Here is a 16,681-nt window from a genome sequence, read left to right as displayed (position 1 = left end):
AGAAGAGTGTTACCCCTGATGCCCGTAAGCAACTCATTCCGATCGCTTCTACCAGTCCTCCTTCTACTTGTGCTGTTGGCATTGGTACCGCTTTTGTCGCCGAGCAACCGCTTTCTCTCGTTGGCCATCTCCGCCGGCATCAACGTTATCGCGCTGTACGGTCTGTCCGTACTCTTCGGCCAAACCGGCATACTCTCGATGGGCCATGCCGCATTGGTTGGAATCGGAGCCTATACGGCCGCAATCCTTGCGCGCGATTTCAACATAGGGTTCTGGCTCTCCATTCCACTGGCAGGGATCATGGCAGCCATCGTCGCGGCACTGATAGGCATCCCCTCGCTCCGCGTCAGCGGCCACCATTTCGTCATTATGACGTTTGCTTTCGGGCAGTTGCTGTCGATCATCCTGACCAATGGCGGCGACTATACCGGGGCTGCGTCCGGACTTGATGTGCAGCAGCCCGTTTCCTTGTTCGGCTTGTCGATAGACGTGCTAACGCACTACTATCTGATGGTGGTCTTTTTCGTGGCGCTGAGTGCCATTGCCAGCTGGGCCATCATCAATTCCCGCTACGGCCGGACTCTTCGTGCGATCCGCGAGAACGAGAAACTCGCAGCTTCGCTTGGCATCAATGTTGGCCGCCACAAGATCGGAGCCTTCATTGTCAGCGGTGTATTTGCTGGTGCATCGGGTGTTCTACTCGCCTATTTCCTGCGGCACATCTCCCCCAGCCAGTTCTCGTCCTTTCCAAGCATTTATCTCGCGCTGATGGTGATGATAGGCGGGGCGCGGCTTTTGCTCGGACCTCTCGCTGGCGGAATACTCGTCGCATTCCTGCCGGAACTGCTCAACCTTGATCCCGTTCAGTCGCGCATTCTCTACGGTGTCTGCCTGATCGCGGTGATCCTGCTTCTTCCAAATGGTCTGATCGCCGGAATTATTGCTGGCTGGCACAGGATATTCGACCGCCGTCCCGCTCAGCCAAGCGAGCCTGCCGTCGAACGGGAGGGTAAATAATGGGTGCGTTGCTCGATATCAAAGGCTTGCGTAAGCAGTTCGGCGGCGTTACCGCACTCGCCGGGGTGGACTTGGCCGTAGACGAAGGAGAGATCCTCGGTGTCGTTGGACCGAATGGCTCGGGCAAGACGACACTGTTCAACTCCGTGACTGGGGTGCACAAGCCGACTGCCGGCACGGTATCGTGGCGCGGCCGGGACATCACCGGAATCCCGGCAAATGCCGTATCGCGCGCCGGCATCGCTTATACTTTTCAGCAAGCCATGGCCTTTCCCGGTTTGAGCGTTTTTGAGAACGTCCAGATCGCGACGGAGCATTGCAGCAATGCGCTTGCAAATTTTCCTTGGACGACACCGGCAAGTCTTCTCGAATTCGTCGGCCTGTCAGGATTGTCCGAAGAAAAAGCGGGCATATTGCCATTCGGACGCCTTCGATTGCTGGGTCTGGCTTTGGCGCTGGCAACACGGCCATCGCTCATACTGCTGGACGAGCCGGCAGCCGGATTGAACGATCGCGAGACAAAAACGCTGGTGCATCTGGTTGAACAGTTTCCGGAGCATGGCATAAGCGTTTGTGTCATCGACCACGATATGAAACTGATGCAGATGCTGTGCCGACGCCTCGCCGTATTGGACTTCGGGTCAAAAATCGCTGACGGGCCCACCGCGGATGTGCTGAACGATCCCAAAGTCCTCGAAGTCTATCTCGGAGGGGCGCTGTAATGCTGCTCACCATCTCCGACATAACCACAGGCTACGGCCCGACAATCGTCAATCGCGGCGTTTCGTTGACCCTGGCAGCACGGGAAGTTGTTACGGTTCTCGGTCCCAATGGTGCGGGCAAGTCGACACTTTTGCGCACGCTCGCCGGTCTGGTGAAGCCCCGCAGCGGCTCGGTCATTTTCGATGGTTCCGATGTCACCGGTCAGGCACCCGATGTCATGGCACAACGCGGAATGGTGCTCGTCCCCGAAGGCCGCCGCATCTTTACCGATATGACCGTCGAAGAAAATTTGCGGCTCGGAGCTTATACGCGCCGGGACGGGGAGGGGATCGACGCAGACGTTAAAACCATGGAAACATTCTTTCCCATTCTCGCAGTCAAGCGCCGGGACAAGGGTGGTTCACTGAGCGGCGGCCAGCAGCAAATGCTGGCAATCGCCCGGGGTCTCATGGCGCGGCCGCGTATCCTTCTGCTCGATGAACCGTCACTCGGTCTTTCGCCGCTGCTGGTCAAAGAAATCCAAGGTATCATCCTCGGTATCGGCGAACGCTTCGGCGCTTCAGTTTTGCTGGTTGAACAGAATGCAGGGCTTGCACTTTCGGTTGCAAGCCGGGGGTATCTGATGCAAAACGGACGCATTGCTATATCAGGACCGATCGAGGAGCTCAGGGATATGTCGCTGATGCGCGAGCTCTATCTTGGCGGCGTCGCGGGGTAGGAAAATGGCGGATGAAACAATCACCATATCTTTCGGTCGCGGCCATCTCCCATTAAGGCTGCCGGGCATCGCGAGACCGACGATCATCCGGAAGCAAGCCTTGCCGAAGATCGCCGATCAGCCGGCAGCCATCACGGCGGCACTGAACGGGCCCATCGGATCACCGCCGCTGGCCGAACTTGCACGAGGACGCAAAAGCGCATGCATCCTCATATGTGACATCACCCGTCCCGTGCCAAATCGGCTTTTTCTGCGCCCGATGATCGAAACCATGATCGAAGCGGGCATACCCCGCGACAAGATTGTCGTTCTCATTGCCACCGGCCTGCACAGGCCCAACCTCGGCGATGAACTTGCCGAACTAATCGGCGATCCCTGGGTGCTCGAAAACGTGCGGGTGGAAAACCACTATGCCCGCAACGAGGAAGATCATATCGACCTCGGGCCGACGGCGACACGCGGAACTCCGGTCAAACTCGACCGGCGGTTCGTGGAAGCCGACCTTCGAATTGCCACCGGGCTAGTCGAGCCGCATTTTATGGCCGGCTGGTCTGGCGGACGGAAGGTGATTGCGCCGGGTGTGGCGCATCATGAGACGATCCGCACGTTCCATTCGGCCCGGTTCATGGAGGATCCGCTCGCGGTCCAGTGCAATTTGATTGGCAATCCCCTGCATGAAGAGCAGCTGGAAATCGTCCGGATGCTTGGCGATGTTTATGGACTTAACACAGTCCTTGATGAAGATCGCGATCTGGTGTGCGTCACCTTTGGCGAGATTATTGCGAGCCATGCGGCGGCCGTGGCGTTTGTCAGTGAGGTTACGCAGATTGCGTCGCCGAGAAAGTTTTCAACCATCGTCACGTCATCGGCCGGCTATCCGCTCGACAAGACCTATTACCAGACGATCAAGGGCATGGTGACACCACTCGATATTCTAGAACCCGGCGGCACACTGATCATCGCTTCGGAGTGTTCGGAAGGATTTGGCTCAGCGGAGTTTCGCGAAGCTCAGGCACGTCTTGTCGAACTCGGGCCCGAGCGCTTTCTTGCGACATTGACTGCGAAGAACCTTGCTGAAATCGACGAATGGCAGACCGAGATGCAGTTGAAGTCAATGCGGTTTGGGCGTGTCGAACTCTATACCACCGGATTGTCCGGTGATGACCGGACGCTAACAGGCGTTCACATGATTGACGATATCGGCAAGGCAATCGAAAGAAGCATTGCCCACAGCGGCGATAGAGCGGTCGCGATCATACCGGAGGGCCCCTATGTCGTTCCGCGTTTCGCCGCCTGACAGTTCAGCTTTCGCCTCTTCGGGCGCGGTCACGCAGCTCGACGAAGCGGGCGGAACTTTTGGTCAGATGCGTACGAACGGCTTTCTGAGCAGCACGTTCATCCTGGTCGCGGATTGCCGAAAGGATCGCGCGGTGTTCGCGCTGCATACGGGCGACGTGTTTTTGCCGTTCCGCGGCGTTCATCGTGTCAAATCTGACCCATTGGCGCGGGACCATGGCGCTGCCGAAGGTATCGAACAGCCGGGCGTAGTAGGAGTTCTGGGTTGCAACAAGGATAGCGCGGTGGAAGGCGAAATCCTCTTCAGCGCCCGGACCACCAGCCTGGATGGATTTCTCAAGAGCATCAAGTCTCGACGCCATCCGATCCACATCGTCTTGCGTGCGACGCTGCGCAGCAAGTCCCGCAGCCTCGACCTCGATACCCATGCGCAGTTCGAGGATACGGAGCACCTCGTCGATCGATTCAAGGTCGGTCGGTATGATGGAAAAGGATCTGGGCGTCGGATCGTCCGAAACAAACGCCCCAAGACCTTGTTTGGTGGTGATAAGGCCTTTGGCACGCAGCGAGGCCAGAGCCTCGCGCACAACTGTGCGGCTGACGCCGGTTGCGATCATGATCGCCTGTTCGGTCGGCAGACGCTGACCAGGTGCAAGGTCGCCCGATTCAATCTGTGCGATCAGCGTATCCACCAACCCGCTGCGCAGATTGGGCGTTTGCTGGATCGTATTGAAAAGCGTGGTTTCCTGCTCCTTCATCGTCTGAAACGACCTTCATTGGGAATCGCATTGAAAGATTTCATGACAATGTTGCTATCGCAACGAACGGAAAAAAGCAAAACGGGTGTGGTCCACACGATCAACATCCCTGGGAGGACAGCATGAAAGACAGGATCGGCTTCATCGGACTGGGTAGTATGGGTTCAGGCATGGCCGCTAACCTGCTTGCCAAGGGCCGGCCGCTCACTGTTTTCGCGCATCGCAGCCGCGAGGCGCTCGAGCGGCTGGTCAAGGACGGGGCGACCGAGGCTGCGACACCGAGGGACCTCGCGCTCGCATCGGATGTCGTCATTCTCTGCGTTACGGGTTCGCCCCAGGTCGAACAGGTTCTCAAGGGCGCGGACGGATTGCTCGCAGCAGATAAAGCGCTGTTTATCATCGATTGCTCGACCTCCAATCCCGCTATAACCGCGCAACTGGCAGCGGAACTGGGGGAAGGCAGCATCCTGATCGATGCACCGCTGGCTCGCACACCGAAAGAAGCAGCGGAAGGTGCGCTTGACGTCATGGTAGGCGGATCCGCAGAAACGGTGGCGCGGGCACGGCCAATCCTCGAGGCATTCGCCGCGCGCATCATCCACACGGGCCCGACGGGCAGCGGCCACACGATGAAGCTTCTCAACAACTTCCTTTCCATGGGCTATGCCACGATCTATTCGGAAGCGCTTGCGCTTGGCGCAAAAGCCGGGTTGACGCCTCAGGTTTTTGACAGCGTCATCCGCGGTAGCAGGATGGATTGCGGGTTCTATCAGGCCTTCTTTGAATTCGTCCTCAACCGCAACCCCAACGCGCAACGCTTTGCCATGGTCAACGCGCTCAAGGACATGTCCTATCTGGCGTCCTTCGCGCAGTCGGCATCGATCGCCAATCCCATCGGCGCAGCGGTTCGCAATTCCTTCGCGACAGCGGTGGCGACTGGACACGGCGAGGAATTCGTGCCCGCATTGTCCGATGTGGTAGCAGGTCTCAATGGCGTATCGTTGACCAGCCCGGCACCATTGGCCGATTGACGGGAAATCAGAATTTCATGGAACTGCATCTCGATCTTGTTGGCGGCATCGCAGGTGACATGTTCGTTGCTGCCATCCTTGATCTGCAGCCGGATCTGGAAGCGGGCTTGATGACTGCACTGTCATACGCCCCGATGCTGGAGGGTGTATCGTGCAGGACAGTCAGCCATGATGACGGTATATTGACCGGCCGCCGCTTCCTCGTCGAACGGTCAGGCCCGGATACAACCCACGGACACCATCACCATACGGCATGGCGCGATATTCGGGCGGCGTTATCAGCTTCGTCGCTCGACGCAGATACCACCCGACATGCCATCGGCATCTTCTCACTATTGGCGGATGCCGAGGCGCGCGTGCACGGCTCCGCCGCCGAAGCAGTGGAGTTTCATGAAGTCGGCGCATGGGATTCGATCGCCGATATCGTCGCTGCTGCCTATCTGATCGCCCAGTTAAATGCGACGCGCTGGACGTCCGGCACCATCCCACTCGGTTCTGGCAGAGTGCGCACAGCACACGGTATTTTACCGGTTCCGGCACCGGCAGCCGCCCTGCTGCTCGAGGGCCTGCCAACCATCGACGACGGGATCCCCGGAGAACGGGTAACACCCACCGGGGCGGCGATCCTGCGCTATCTTTGCAAGCAGGGGACGATATCGCCGCAACCGCGGCGGCTCGTCGCATCGGGTTTTGGCTTTGGCACGCGCAAATTGCCGGGAATGAGCAATTGCGTGCGCGTGATTTGTTTTGAGCCTGTTGCAGCAAGTGTTGCCGGAAGTGATCGGGTCGCGGTTCTAGAGTTTGAAATCGATGACCAGACCGGCGAGGATCTCGCCCAGGGGATCGAAAACTTGCGAGCGCATAAGGATGTGCTCGATGTGGTCCAGATGCCTGTCTTCGGCAAGAAGGGCCGGATGATGACCGGCGTGCGCGTTCTGGCAAAACCCGACGCGGTTGGGCAGATCGCGGCTTTGGCCTTCGATGAAACCACGACCATCGGCATTCGTCACGCTATTGTCGACCGCGCGATCTTGCCGCGCGAAATCGTTGATGCAGAGGTGGAGTTCAGTCCCATGCGTGTCAAACTGGTGAAGCGGCCGAGCGGACAAACCGCGAAAGCGGAGGCCAGTGATGTTGGCGACACGGCCAATGCAGCGACGAGGCAAAGACGCAGACAAGAGGCGGAAGCGGCGGCAAAGACGGGAATGAAATCGTGAAGAAGACGCTTGAAGACATACTAGTCGGGTTAAGTCCGCTGACCGTCGCCGTCAGTGGCGGGGTCGATTCAATGACACTCGCAGCGGCCGCACATCGCCTGAGCGGACGTGACGGCGTGAATATGGTTCACGCTGCTTCGCCCGCGGTGCCACCCGAAGCCACGCAAAGGGTGCGGGATTGGGCAGTCAGGGAAAACTGGGACCTTCAGGTAGTGGATGCGGGCGAATTCGCAGACGCCAACTATCGCAGCAACCCGGTCAACCGCTGCTTTTTCTGCAAGGGCAATCTCTATGGCACGATCGCCCGACATTCGAGCCGGCAGATCGTGTCCGGCGCCAACGTCGATGATCTGGGCGAATATCGTCCCGGACTCGATGCGGCGCGTGATCATGGAGTGCGGCACCCTTATGTCGAAGCGGGAATGTACAAGGACGATGTCCGTCAACTCGCGCGCGGACTTGGACTTGGCGATGTCGCAGAGCTTCCCTCTTCGCCTTGTCTTTCCAGCCGTGTGGAAACTTCCATTCGGATCGAACCGGAAACACTGGGTTTCATACATTCGGTGGAAACATTCCTCGCCGAGAAACTTCAGCCACGGACAGTGCGCTGCCGGGTTCGCAGCACTGGAGTGGTCGTCGAACTTGACGCAGAAAGCTTGCAATCGCTGACGGTGGCTGACAGCACATTGCTGGAGACGTCGATCATGTCGTTCTTGCCCCTCAATCTGGCCGGAAAATCCCTTGCCTTCGCGCCGTACCGGAACGGCAGCGCCTTCCTGCGGACCGGCACATCATGACAACGGAAACTGTGCTTGATTTCGACCGAACCAATCGCATCGGCCTCGATGAAGCGATCTTCTGCGCCGGGAAATCCGTGGACCAGATTGGGGCCATCCTCGAATTGGCGAACGCACGGGGTGCCGGCTTGCTGCTGACGAGGCTGACGGTGGAAAAGCTGGAAGGTCTCTCCGCCGCGAACCGTGATGCGATTGACTACTGCGCGGTTTCAAGCACCGGATTTTTCGGATCGTTAAAACCAATCGAATCACGAGGGGCCATAGCAATCGTCGCCGCCGGCACCTCCGATATCGGGGTCGCGCGGGAAGCAGAACGAACCCTCCGTCATGCTGGCGTCGGGGCGACGGTGATTGCCGATGTCGGTGTCGCGGGTCTCTGGCGTCTCACCGAACGACTGGAAGAGATACGAACACATCCAATCGTCATTGCGGCCGCCGGAATGGATGCGGCCTTGGCAAGCGTACTTGGCGGACTGGTATCAAGTACCATTATCTGCGTTCCGACATCGATCGGATATGGTGCTGCCGAAGGAGGGCGCACCGCGCTTAACGCCATGCTTGCCAGTTGCGCACCCGGCCTCGTGGTCTGCAACATCGACAATGGCTACGGCGCCGCCAGTGCCGCGCTGCGTATTCTTTCAAGCTCTGAACGGCTGCGCCGTTCAGGCGTTTGACCAGCCGCCATCGACCACAATGGCATTTCCGGTCATGAAGGCCGAGTCTGCACTAGCGAGGAAAACCACAAGCTCGGCGACCTCTTCGGCAGTGCCTAGCCGGCCCATCGGCTGGCGCGCGATAAAGGCCGACCGCGCGGCTTCGTAGTCACCCAATGCGCGCATCCGATCATGCAATGAGGGGCTGTCGACCGTTCCAGGGCAGATCGCGTTGGCCCGGATACCTTTGCCGACATAGTCGAGAGCGACCGATTTCGTCAGGCCGATGACGGCAGCCTTGGTCGTGCCGTAGATGAAGCGGTTGGGCGCGGCGATGATCGTCGAAGCAACCGAGGCCATGTTGATGATGGAGCCGCCACCGCGGTCAATCATGCCGGGAAGGAAGGCCCGGATCATCCGGTACATGGCGCGGATATTCAGACTGACGGAAAAATCAAAGGCATCCTCGTCGCAGTCGAGGATGGCGCCATGATGGACGAACCCGGCACAATTGAAGAGAATGTCCGGTGCCACGATTTCGGCGGCAAAGGCGGTGATGGCTGCGGGATCGAGCACGTCCAGTCTGCGGATGCTGATCCCGGTGATGTCATTGAACGTATCCAGTTTGGCCTGATCAAGATCGGTGGCTATTACCTTTGCACCTTCGCGTGAAAGGGCCAGGACAGCGGCACGCCCCATACCCTGTCCGGCAGCTGTTACGACTGCCGTCTTTCCCTCAAGCCTGCGTGTCATTTTAACCCGTCCTTGGAATTGTTGTGTGTGAAGTAGAGCGTCTGAAAGCTAATCGTCTCAGAGGTCATCGATACGAAGGCCCACACGCCGCGCTGCGCCATTAAGGTGCAGTTGCATGGCTTCTTGGGCAGCGTTGGCATCGCCGGCTGTAATCGCGTCGAGAATGCGATTGTGTTCGCCAAGCGTCGTGCTTGCCATATCATCGGAGCCCTGCTGGTCGCCCGCCGCGAGAATACTCTCGCGCACCCGCTCGGACACGAAGATCAAGAACTGTTCCATGTAACTGTTGCGGGTTGCCGCGACGATGGCGCGATGAAATTCGAGATCAGCCTTCAACCAGGCGACACTGCCATAAGGCGCAGTGTTCATTGCCGTCAATGCGCTTTTCAAGGCTTCAAGGTCAGCATCGGTCCGCCGCTCGGCAGCAAGGGCCGCAGCCTTTACCTCCAGTGCACCGCGCAGTTCGAACAGGCTCTTGAACGCGTCCGCCTGTTGCAGGGCATCGTGATCGATGGTCAGTACCGGAGAATTCGCGACGTTTGCCACAAAGGCCCCGCGTCCTTGCTGCGACCAGATGCGGCCCTCGGAACGCAACCGGGCAATAGCCTCTCGCACCACGTTCCGGCTAACGCCGAAGGTGGTGGCAAGCGCCTGCTCGGTCGGTAATTGGTCGCCGGGGTTCAGCCGCCCGTGAGCGATCTCACGGGAGATCGAACTGGCCACCAATGTCGAAAGATGGGGCCCGCGATTGACCTTGTCGAGCTTCAACGTCATCGATCAGCTATACCCCCAATACTTGAATGTGTCCCCAGGATCCGGCCATCGCTAAGAATGTGCTTTGGATCGAAAGCGTCCTTGAGTCGCCCGGCAATGTCGAGAGTAACTTTATCCACCCGATCGAGAAACGCCTTTTGTTTGACCCGGCCGATACCATGTTCGGCGCTGATCGATCCACTGTAACGGTCTACCACATCGAAGATAATCGTTTCTGTCTCGTGAAACAGATGTTCGATCTCTTCAGGTTCGCTGTTTGCCGGGGGTACGATGTTGAGATGAACGTTTCCATCTCCGACATGACCATATGTCACGGCCAGGGCTTCAGGATGGTGCTTGGCAAGTTCGGCCAGCGCATCTGCGACGAAATCCGCAAGCTTCGAGATCGGCACTGAAACATCCGTCCTCAGATAGCGGCCGCCGCCGCCTTGCGCCTCGACCATCGTCTCGCGCAACAGCCAAAGCCGCTCGGCTTGCGCTTTGCTGGACGCCACGACGCCATCCACAACGATATCTCCGGCATCGCCAAGAAAGTCTTCGAGGATCGCTTTCAGATCCACCCTGCCACCGGCGGAAGCCTCGATCAGAACGTAGACAGGGTAGGGCGCGCTCAAGGGGTCCGCCAGTCCGGCACCGGCATTCAATGCAATGTCGATACCGCCACGAAGGATCAGCTCGAAGGCCGTCAGCAAGTCGCTGCATTCACGCCGGGCGCGGGCGTAGAGCGCCATGGCATCTTCGACCGACCGCAAGCCCACCAGCGCGGTTACGACCTGCGTTGGCCGCGGAAAAAGTTTGAACGCAGCGGCGGTAATGATCCCCAGCGTACCCTCGCTGCCGATGAACAATTGCTTCAGATCGTAGCCACGATTGTCCTTGCGCAGGACTTTCAAGCCATTCCACACCCGCCCGTCGCCAAGGACGACCTCGAGGCCAAGCACAAGGTCTCGCGTCATGCCATAGCGCAGGACGTTGAAGCCGCCCGCATTGGTTGCGACATTGCCGCCGATCCGACAGCTCCCCTGCGCGCCAAAGGTTATGGGAAGCACGCAGTCATGCGCTTCGGCGAAGCTTTTGGCTTCCTCAAGAATGCAGCCCGCCTCAACCACCATGGCAAAATCGATAGCGCTGATGGAGCGCAATCGGTTCAGACGTTCCAGCGAGATGACGACTTCACCGCCTTGAGGCGCCGCGACGGCAGCGCCCACGAGTCCAGTCAGGCCACCCTGCGGCACGACCGGGATGCCTTCCCTGAAGCAGATCGTCATAAGCGTCGAAACGTCTTCGACGGTGCGCGGACGCGCAACGGCCAATGGCTGACCAAAGTGGTCGCCCGACCAGTCGCGGCTATAGCGTGCCATGTCTGCCTCAGTGGTAAGTAAAATACCCTCTGGCATCGCTGCGGTCAGCGCAGCGAGTGACTTTCTGTTAGAGGGCAGCAATACGTTCATTTCAGATTCTCCGCGACAGCGAAACAACTGGACAACTATCCCTGTTGCCATGTTATCATACAACTGTGATTTGGAATTTCAAGCGGCGGCGGCCTTGCCTTTTGCCAATTGTTATTGAAAATCAACCTAAAGCGATCATCTGCAGGAGGAAGAACACCATGAGTGATCCCAACACACGCTTTCGAATGATGCACACCATGATCCGGGTTTTCGACTTGGAGAAGTCGATCGAATTCTACACCGAGTTGCTTGGCATGAAACTGTTGCGTCGCGACGAGTATCCCGACGGCAAGTTCACGCTGGCATTTGTCGGATATGGTCCGGAGGAGAACAACACGGTTGTGGAGCTTACCCATAACTGGGATCAGGCGGCTCCCTACGAGATCGGGAGCGGCTTCGGTCACCTCGCCCTTGGTGTTAACGACATTTACGCGGTTTGCTCGGAGCTTGAACGTAACGGGGCCAGCATTCCCCGCAAGCCGGGGCCGATGAAGCACGGCACCACGCACATCGCCTTCATTGAAGATCCCGATGGCTATAAGATCGAATTGATTGGCCTTGATACGATGAAATAGGTTCTGCCTGAGGGGCCGCCTGCACGTCCTTGCGGCGCGGCTCCGGCAAGTCATGTGACTAATCCCGATTCTGCTCATTTGATGATCGCGATCTTGCTGCGGTCGATGGTGATGGCCACGGCTGCGATCAGCACGGCGCCAAAAACAACGTTCTCCGCGAAAATATTTACACCGACGAACGTCATGCCGATGCGAACGATCGAGATGATCAGTGCGCCGACGGCGGTGCGGCCAACGCCTCCGAGACCGCCTGTGATTGCTGTACCGCCGACGATAACCGCAGCAATGGCCGGAAGCAGAAGCTGGTTGGCAAGGCTCGGCGAACCGCTTGAAAGGCGCGCCGCGAGGATCACGCCGGCGATGGCGGCGAGGGTGCCAGAAAGGGCGAAGGCAATGATCTTGGTGCGATCCACATTGATACCTGCCGCATAGGCCGCCGGTTCGCCAGCACCCACAGCCAGGCTCTGCCGCCCGAAGCGGCTATAGCGCAAGCCGAGATAGCTCGCGAGCCCGACGCCGATAGCGATCAGGACAACAACGGGTGTTCCGGCAATCGTCGCATTGATCCAGGAGGTGCTTGCCCGCCCGCCTTCCTCGATGGTGATCGCCCGGCCGTTTGCCAGCCACAACGCCATGCCCGCAACCACGCCGCCAGTCGCAAGCGTTGCCACAAATGACGGCACGCGCAGCCAGACATGGACAACGCCGCTGAGAATACCAAAGACCAGACCCGCCGCAATCGCCACGGGAAAGGCGAGCAGCCCCATCGACGGCAGCAACTGGGCGAGAATGACACTGGCAAGCGAGGCGACGGCCTGAATGGAAAGATCGATGCCGCCGATAAGAATGACGAAGGTGACACCGGTCGCCAGAATGAATAGCACCGCTGTGTTGGACAAGAGCAGCGCCAGGGTTTCACCGGTTAAAAAACCGGGGGAACCTATTTCGACGATGATGACGAGCACGACGAGCAGCGCTGGAGGGATAGCACCCTGGACCCAGGCATTGGCGAGCATGGTTCTGAAATCGAAAGAGTTCTTCATGGTCGCTCCCCTTCTCAAACCATCTCGCGCAGTAGTTCGACCTGATCCGGTTTCTTTCCGCGACTGGCGTCGAACTCTGCGGTGACTTCACCGTCACGCATGACGAATACCCTGTGTGAAAGACCGATCGTCTCGTCGAGCGTGTCGGAGATGAGCAGGATCGCGATACCCTGCGCCGAGAGATCCCTGACGAGATCGTAGACTTCCTCCTTGGCGCCGACATCGAGACCACGCGTCGGATGATCGAGGATCAATACGCGCGAACCCGCTGTCATCCAGCGGGCGAGAACCACCTTCTGCTGATTGCCGCCGCTGAGTTTGCGGCAAGCCGCATCCGGTCCGGGCGTCTTGATGCGCAGTTTGTTGATCCAGTCAACTGCGAGTTTTCTCTCTTCCTTGTAATTGATCGCTCCGCCGCGCATGACGCAGGAAAGGTCGGCAAGCGTGATGTTCTCCGCAACCGAGAGAAACATCACCAGCCCCTCGACGCGCCGCTCGCGCGGAATATAGCCGATGCTCTTGCGCACGGCCTGTTCCGGCGAGGTAAAGCGGACGGCTTCGCCCTTTATCGTCAACTTGCCTTCGGTTTGAGGCAGGAAACCGCCGATCGTGCGCGTGATTTCCTCGCGTCCCGAACCGACGACCCCGGCGATACCGATGATTTCTCCTGCATGTATCTTGAAGCTGACATCATGGAACGCACCGGCGACACCGAGCTTGGATGCCTCTACGATAACTTCGCTGCGCGGGACGTCCTGCTTGCTTTCCTTGTAGTATTCGGTCTGCAACCCTCGGCCGACCATGATCTCGTGCAGGGCAGGGGCTGTCACATCCTCAGAGCGATGCTCGGCCACGACGGCGCCGTCTTTCATCGTATATACACGGTCGGATATCCGCAGCACTTCCTCGAGACGATGTGAGACGAACACGAAACTTGCGCGCGATTTAAGCGATTTCACCCGCGCAAACAGCACGTCGATGTCGGAAGCGCTCAGGACGGAGGTTGGCTCATCCAGCAGGATGACCAGGGGCCGGTCGACGCTTTCCTCAAGGGTCAGGGCTTTGGCAAGTTCCACCATCTGGCGTGCGGCAAAAGTCAGTCCAGAGGCACGGGCAGTCACGTCGATGTCGACGCCGATCTTTGCAAGCTGGCGGCGCGAGGCATCGTTCATTGCCCGCCAGTTGACGATACCAAAGCGGGTGAATTGGTGCTCCTGCCCGAGATAGATGTTCTCGGCGACCGTCATGTTCAAAAGCAGTGACTGCTCCTGAAATACCATGCCGATGCCATGGCCGGCGGCGTCGCGCGCATTGCGCATGCGAAGTGGCTGGCCGTCGAGCGTAAGCGTTCCCGAATCCGGACGATGCGTGCCAGCAAGAATGCGCATCAGTGTTGATTTTCCGGCACCGTTTTCGCCGATAAGCCCGACCACTTCATTGGGCCGGATTTCGATATCGACGTTTTTCAGTGCGTGTGTGCCGACAAAAGACTTGCTGATTCCGTTTGCTGCAAACATGGCGTCACTTCACGATCTTGAGGTTGAAGCGATCCAGCGACAGCGCAACGGCGGCGATAATCATCAGGCCTTGCACCGTCTGCTGAATATAAGGAGAGATGCCAAGGAGGATCATGCCGTTGGCAAGCACCGTCACGATCAGAACGCCGACCAGCGTATTGAGAACGCCACCTTCGCCTCCTGTCAGTGCGGTGCCGCCAACGACGACGGCGGTCACCGCTGCAAATAGCCGGCCATCGGCAATCACCGCATTGGACTGACCGAGCTGTGCCGCGGCGAGTACACCGGCCACACCGAAGAAGAAACCGGCGAGACCGAAAGCCATGATGCGCACGCGGCGCAGATTGATGCCGGAGAGTTCCGCAACGTCTTCACCGCCGCCGATCGCCATGATGTGACGGCCAATGCGTGTGTGATATTGGATGACGATTGCCACGGCGAATGCAGCGATCGCAATCCAGACTGCCAGTGGAAAGCCGAGGAAGCGTGACAACGCCAGGGCGCGGATATTCTCGTCCATCAAGCGCACGGCCGAACCGCCAAGCATGTAGACTGAAAAGCCGAGGCCGATGAACCATACGCCGAGCGTCGCCATGAACGATGGTATCCGCAGAGTGGTTTGCAGAAATCCGCTCGCCAGACCCATCACCGTGCTCGCTGCTATGGCTGCGATCACGGCAAACCAGCCGTAGTTGTTGGTATTGCTGTCGTTTGTGGCAAGCAGAACCAGCACCATTGCCGCGACCGACACGGCACCTTCAACGGAAAGGTCGATACTGCCGAGCAGGATGATAAAGGTCATGCCCATGGCAAGCGTCAAAGGCACCGCAGCCGAATTTGCAACGCGTATGAGATTGCGCGGCTCGATGAAGTTCGGGTTGGCTATCGCGATAAGGATACAAAGGACGATCAGAACCGCCAATGGCGCGAAGGCACGCCAACGTCTCGCCTTGCCCGCTCGGCTCCAGAACGATTGCATCGCCGTCTTCGGCTCCGTATTCGAAATGGACTTCATGGTTTCAGAATTGATTGTCAACAGACTACATCCCGCATGAAAGATGGGAAAGAACAGTAACCAACGCCACGACTCGCAATAAAGGACGCGGCCGGGCCGCGTCCTTTATTGGTTTTCAGGCGCGAATTGCGCCGGTCACCCGACCCCAGAGATCGTTCCAGTCCATGGTTGGCTTGGAGTCGATATTGTTCTTATAATATTCCTCGACATTGTCCTTCGTGATCGAAACCACTTTGCCGTAGAACTCGCGGTGCTCCGGTGGCTGGGTCGCGGGATCGAATTTCTTCGTGTGGGCATTGTAGCCGATGGATAGGCCCATGCCGCCCTGCCAGAACGGATCAGACGTGATCGTGCAGGCAAATTCTCCCGTACGCACGGCGTCCACGGCGGTCTTGATGCCATCGATGCCGACGATTGGGACCTTGCCGGCAAGACCTTCGGCGCGAAGCGCTTCGAGAGCGCCCGTACCCATGTCGTCGTTGGCTGCCCATACGCCCTTGATGTCATCACCGAACCGCGTGAGAAGATTGCTGGTCAGGTCGAACGCTTCGGTGGACTTCCAGTTTGCAACCTGGAAATCCAGAAGCTTGATGTTCGGGTTCGCGGCAAGAGCCTCGTCGAGACCCTTTTTGCGTTCAATGGCCGCCGTGGTCGAAATCAGCCCGCCGAGTGCGATGATGCCGCCCGAACCGCCGATTGTCTTGAAGAGGATCTCGGCAATCTGCTTGCCGCTGGCGATACCATCGAACTCAATGTGCGATACGTAATTCGGATTGAAGTCGCGCGGATGCAGATCGGCGGGCTTGTTCCACTGGGTCACCACGGAGGCACCGGCACTCTTGCAGGCTTCAACGATGGGGCGCGCATCCGGCGTATCGTTCGGATCGGAATTCAGCACCATGTTGCCGCCGGTCTTGGCGAGCATCGCCTTGATGTCGGCGATCCCTTTTTCGCTGTTGCCCTCGGACACGAGCGTAACGTGCTCCAGACCGACCGAGGCCGCATAGGCCTCTGCGCCTGTCTTCCACACGGCGTGGTACGGGTTCGAAAGCGAGCGGATCGAGGTAACCAGCGTCGGCGCTCCCTGCGCCCACAGCCGTTTCGGCATTGCCGCCACTGCCAAGCCGGCACCGGCGCCCATCATCAACGTCCGGCGGTTTATCTGGCCGAATTGTGCAATACTTGCCCTGTGACTCATTCCTCTATCCTCCCGGGTGGAAATCAGATCTGTGAAAGCCTCTCCTCGAAGCATGAAAATGCAAGTGAAGCGGATGCCGCCAACCTCCTAATTGTACGACAACCCCCCAACACGATAACCATACCCTTTCTCTTGACGCTTCACA

Annotated in this window: 16 protein-coding genes and 1 pseudogene; 9 read left to right on the top strand and 8 right to left on the bottom strand. The window is 58.5% G+C overall.

Going from position 1 to position 16,681, the window contains the following annotated elements; all coding sequences use genetic code 11:
* Positions 1-18 precede the first annotated feature (18 nt).
* From C7476_RS24145 to C7476_RS24130, 4 genes and pseudogenes are all read left to right on the top strand, one after another.
* Complete coding sequence (locus C7476_RS24145) at positions 19-1,017, top strand: branched-chain amino acid ABC transporter permease (RefSeq protein WP_114432487.1); 999 nt, start codon at positions 19-21, stop codon at positions 1,015-1,017.
* Positions 1,017-1,739, top strand: coding sequence for an ABC transporter ATP-binding protein (locus C7476_RS24140; protein WP_114432486.1), 723 nt, complete (start codon positions 1,017-1,019; stop codon positions 1,737-1,739). Before C7476_RS24145 ends, C7476_RS24140 begins: the two co-directional genes overlap by 1 nt.
* Positions 1,740-1,801: 62 nt before the next feature.
* Positions 1,802-2,458, top strand: a pseudogene (locus C7476_RS24135) (ABC transporter ATP-binding protein); the annotation flags it as partial.
* Positions 2,459-2,462: 4 nt separating this feature from the next.
* Positions 2,463-3,755, top strand: coding sequence for a nickel-dependent lactate racemase family protein (locus C7476_RS24130; protein ID WP_114432482.1), 1,293 nt, complete (start codon positions 2,463-2,465; stop codon positions 3,753-3,755).
* Positions 3,756-3,759: 4 nt separating this feature from the next.
* On the opposite strand, the gene C7476_RS24125 is transcribed toward C7476_RS24130, so the two are convergent.
* Positions 3,760-4,512: a FadR/GntR family transcriptional regulator gene (locus C7476_RS24125; protein ID WP_114432480.1), complete on the bottom strand. Its 753-nt coding sequence runs from the start codon at positions 4,510-4,512 to the stop codon at positions 3,760-3,762.
* Positions 4,513-4,634: 122 nt separating this feature from the next.
* On the opposite strand from C7476_RS24125, the gene C7476_RS24120 reads away from it, so the two are divergent.
* The 4 genes from C7476_RS24120 to larB are packed head-to-tail and all read left to right on the top strand — an operon-like array spanning position 4,635 to position 8,231.
* The gene (locus C7476_RS24120) at positions 4,635-5,543 is read left to right on the top strand and encodes an NAD(P)-dependent oxidoreductase (RefSeq protein WP_114432478.1); all 909 of its coding nucleotides are present in this window, start codon (positions 4,635-4,637) and stop codon (positions 5,541-5,543) included.
* Positions 5,544-5,560: 17 nt separating this feature from the next.
* Positions 5,561-6,760: a nickel pincer cofactor biosynthesis protein LarC gene (larC, locus tag C7476_RS24115; RefSeq protein WP_114432476.1), complete on the top strand. Its 1,200-nt coding sequence runs from the start codon at positions 5,561-5,563 to the stop codon at positions 6,758-6,760.
* Positions 6,757-7,557: an ATP-dependent sacrificial sulfur transferase LarE gene (gene larE, locus C7476_RS24110; RefSeq protein WP_114432474.1), complete on the top strand. Its 801-nt coding sequence runs from the start codon at positions 6,757-6,759 to the stop codon at positions 7,555-7,557. The genes larC and larE overlap by 4 nt, the downstream gene beginning before the upstream one ends.
* On the top strand, positions 7,554-8,231 hold the full coding sequence (larB, locus tag C7476_RS24105; protein WP_114432472.1) for a nickel pincer cofactor biosynthesis protein LarB: 678 nt from the start codon (positions 7,554-7,556) through the stop codon (positions 8,229-8,231). The genes larE and larB overlap by 4 nt, the downstream gene beginning before the upstream one ends.
* On the opposite strand, the gene C7476_RS24100 is transcribed toward larB, so the two are convergent.
* The 3 genes from C7476_RS24100 to C7476_RS24090 are packed head-to-tail and all read right to left on the bottom strand — an operon-like array spanning position 8,220 to position 11,188.
* Positions 8,220-8,963 (bottom strand): SDR family oxidoreductase, encoded by a 744-nt coding sequence (locus C7476_RS24100; RefSeq protein ID WP_114432471.1) that lies wholly within the window; start codon positions 8,961-8,963, stop codon positions 8,220-8,222. The two genes, larB and C7476_RS24100, sit on opposite strands and share 12 nt — an antisense overlap.
* Before the next feature lie 57 nt (positions 8,964-9,020).
* Positions 9,021-9,737 carry a FadR/GntR family transcriptional regulator gene (locus C7476_RS24095; protein WP_114432469.1) on the bottom strand — a complete coding sequence of 239 codons (717 nt, stop codon included), beginning with the start codon at positions 9,735-9,737 and terminating at the stop codon, positions 9,021-9,023.
* On the bottom strand, positions 9,734-11,188 hold the full coding sequence (locus C7476_RS24090) for an FAD-binding oxidoreductase (RefSeq protein ID WP_114432467.1): 1,455 nt from the start codon (positions 11,186-11,188) through the stop codon (positions 9,734-9,736). Before C7476_RS24090 ends, C7476_RS24095 begins: the two co-directional genes overlap by 4 nt.
* Positions 11,189-11,346: 158 nt before the next feature.
* Here C7476_RS24090 and gloA point away from each other — a divergent pair, with 158 nt between their 5' ends.
* Entirely contained in the window at positions 11,347-11,763 is a 417-nt protein-coding gene (gene gloA, locus C7476_RS24085; RefSeq protein ID WP_114432466.1) for a lactoylglutathione lyase, read from the top strand.
* A 74-nt stretch (positions 11,764-11,837) separates the two neighbouring features.
* Here the strand turns inward: gloA and C7476_RS24080 are convergent, their stop codons facing one another.
* The 4 genes from C7476_RS24080 to C7476_RS24065 all read right to left on the bottom strand — a co-directional run bounded on the left by C7476_RS24080 (position 11,838) and on the right by C7476_RS24065 (position 16,536).
* Positions 11,838-12,806: an ABC transporter permease gene (locus tag C7476_RS24080; RefSeq protein ID WP_114432465.1), complete on the bottom strand. Its 969-nt coding sequence runs from the start codon at positions 12,804-12,806 to the stop codon at positions 11,838-11,840.
* A gap of 14 nt (positions 12,807-12,820) precedes the next feature.
* A complete protein-coding gene (locus tag C7476_RS24075; RefSeq protein WP_114432464.1) occupies positions 12,821-14,323 on the bottom strand; it encodes a sugar ABC transporter ATP-binding protein in 1,503 nt (500 codons plus the stop codon).
* 4 nt (positions 14,324-14,327) lie between these two features.
* On the bottom strand, positions 14,328-15,359 hold the full coding sequence (locus tag C7476_RS24070) for an ABC transporter permease (protein WP_245426531.1): 1,032 nt from the start codon (positions 15,357-15,359) through the stop codon (positions 14,328-14,330).
* Positions 15,360-15,453: 94 nt separating this feature from the next.
* Positions 15,454-16,536, bottom strand: a complete 1,083-nt coding sequence (locus C7476_RS24065) for a sugar ABC transporter substrate-binding protein (RefSeq protein WP_114432463.1) — start codon at positions 16,534-16,536, stop codon at positions 15,454-15,456.
* Positions 16,537-16,681: the final 145 nt, after the last annotated feature.

Origin of the sequence: Phyllobacterium bourgognense, assembly GCF_003337575.1 — a bacterium.
In the GTDB taxonomy this organism is placed as follows: Bacteria; Pseudomonadota; Alphaproteobacteria; order Rhizobiales; family Rhizobiaceae; genus Phyllobacterium; species Phyllobacterium bourgognense.
Note: the sequence above shows the minus strand (reverse complement) of the source record. Positions and strands in the feature narration are given on the sequence as shown.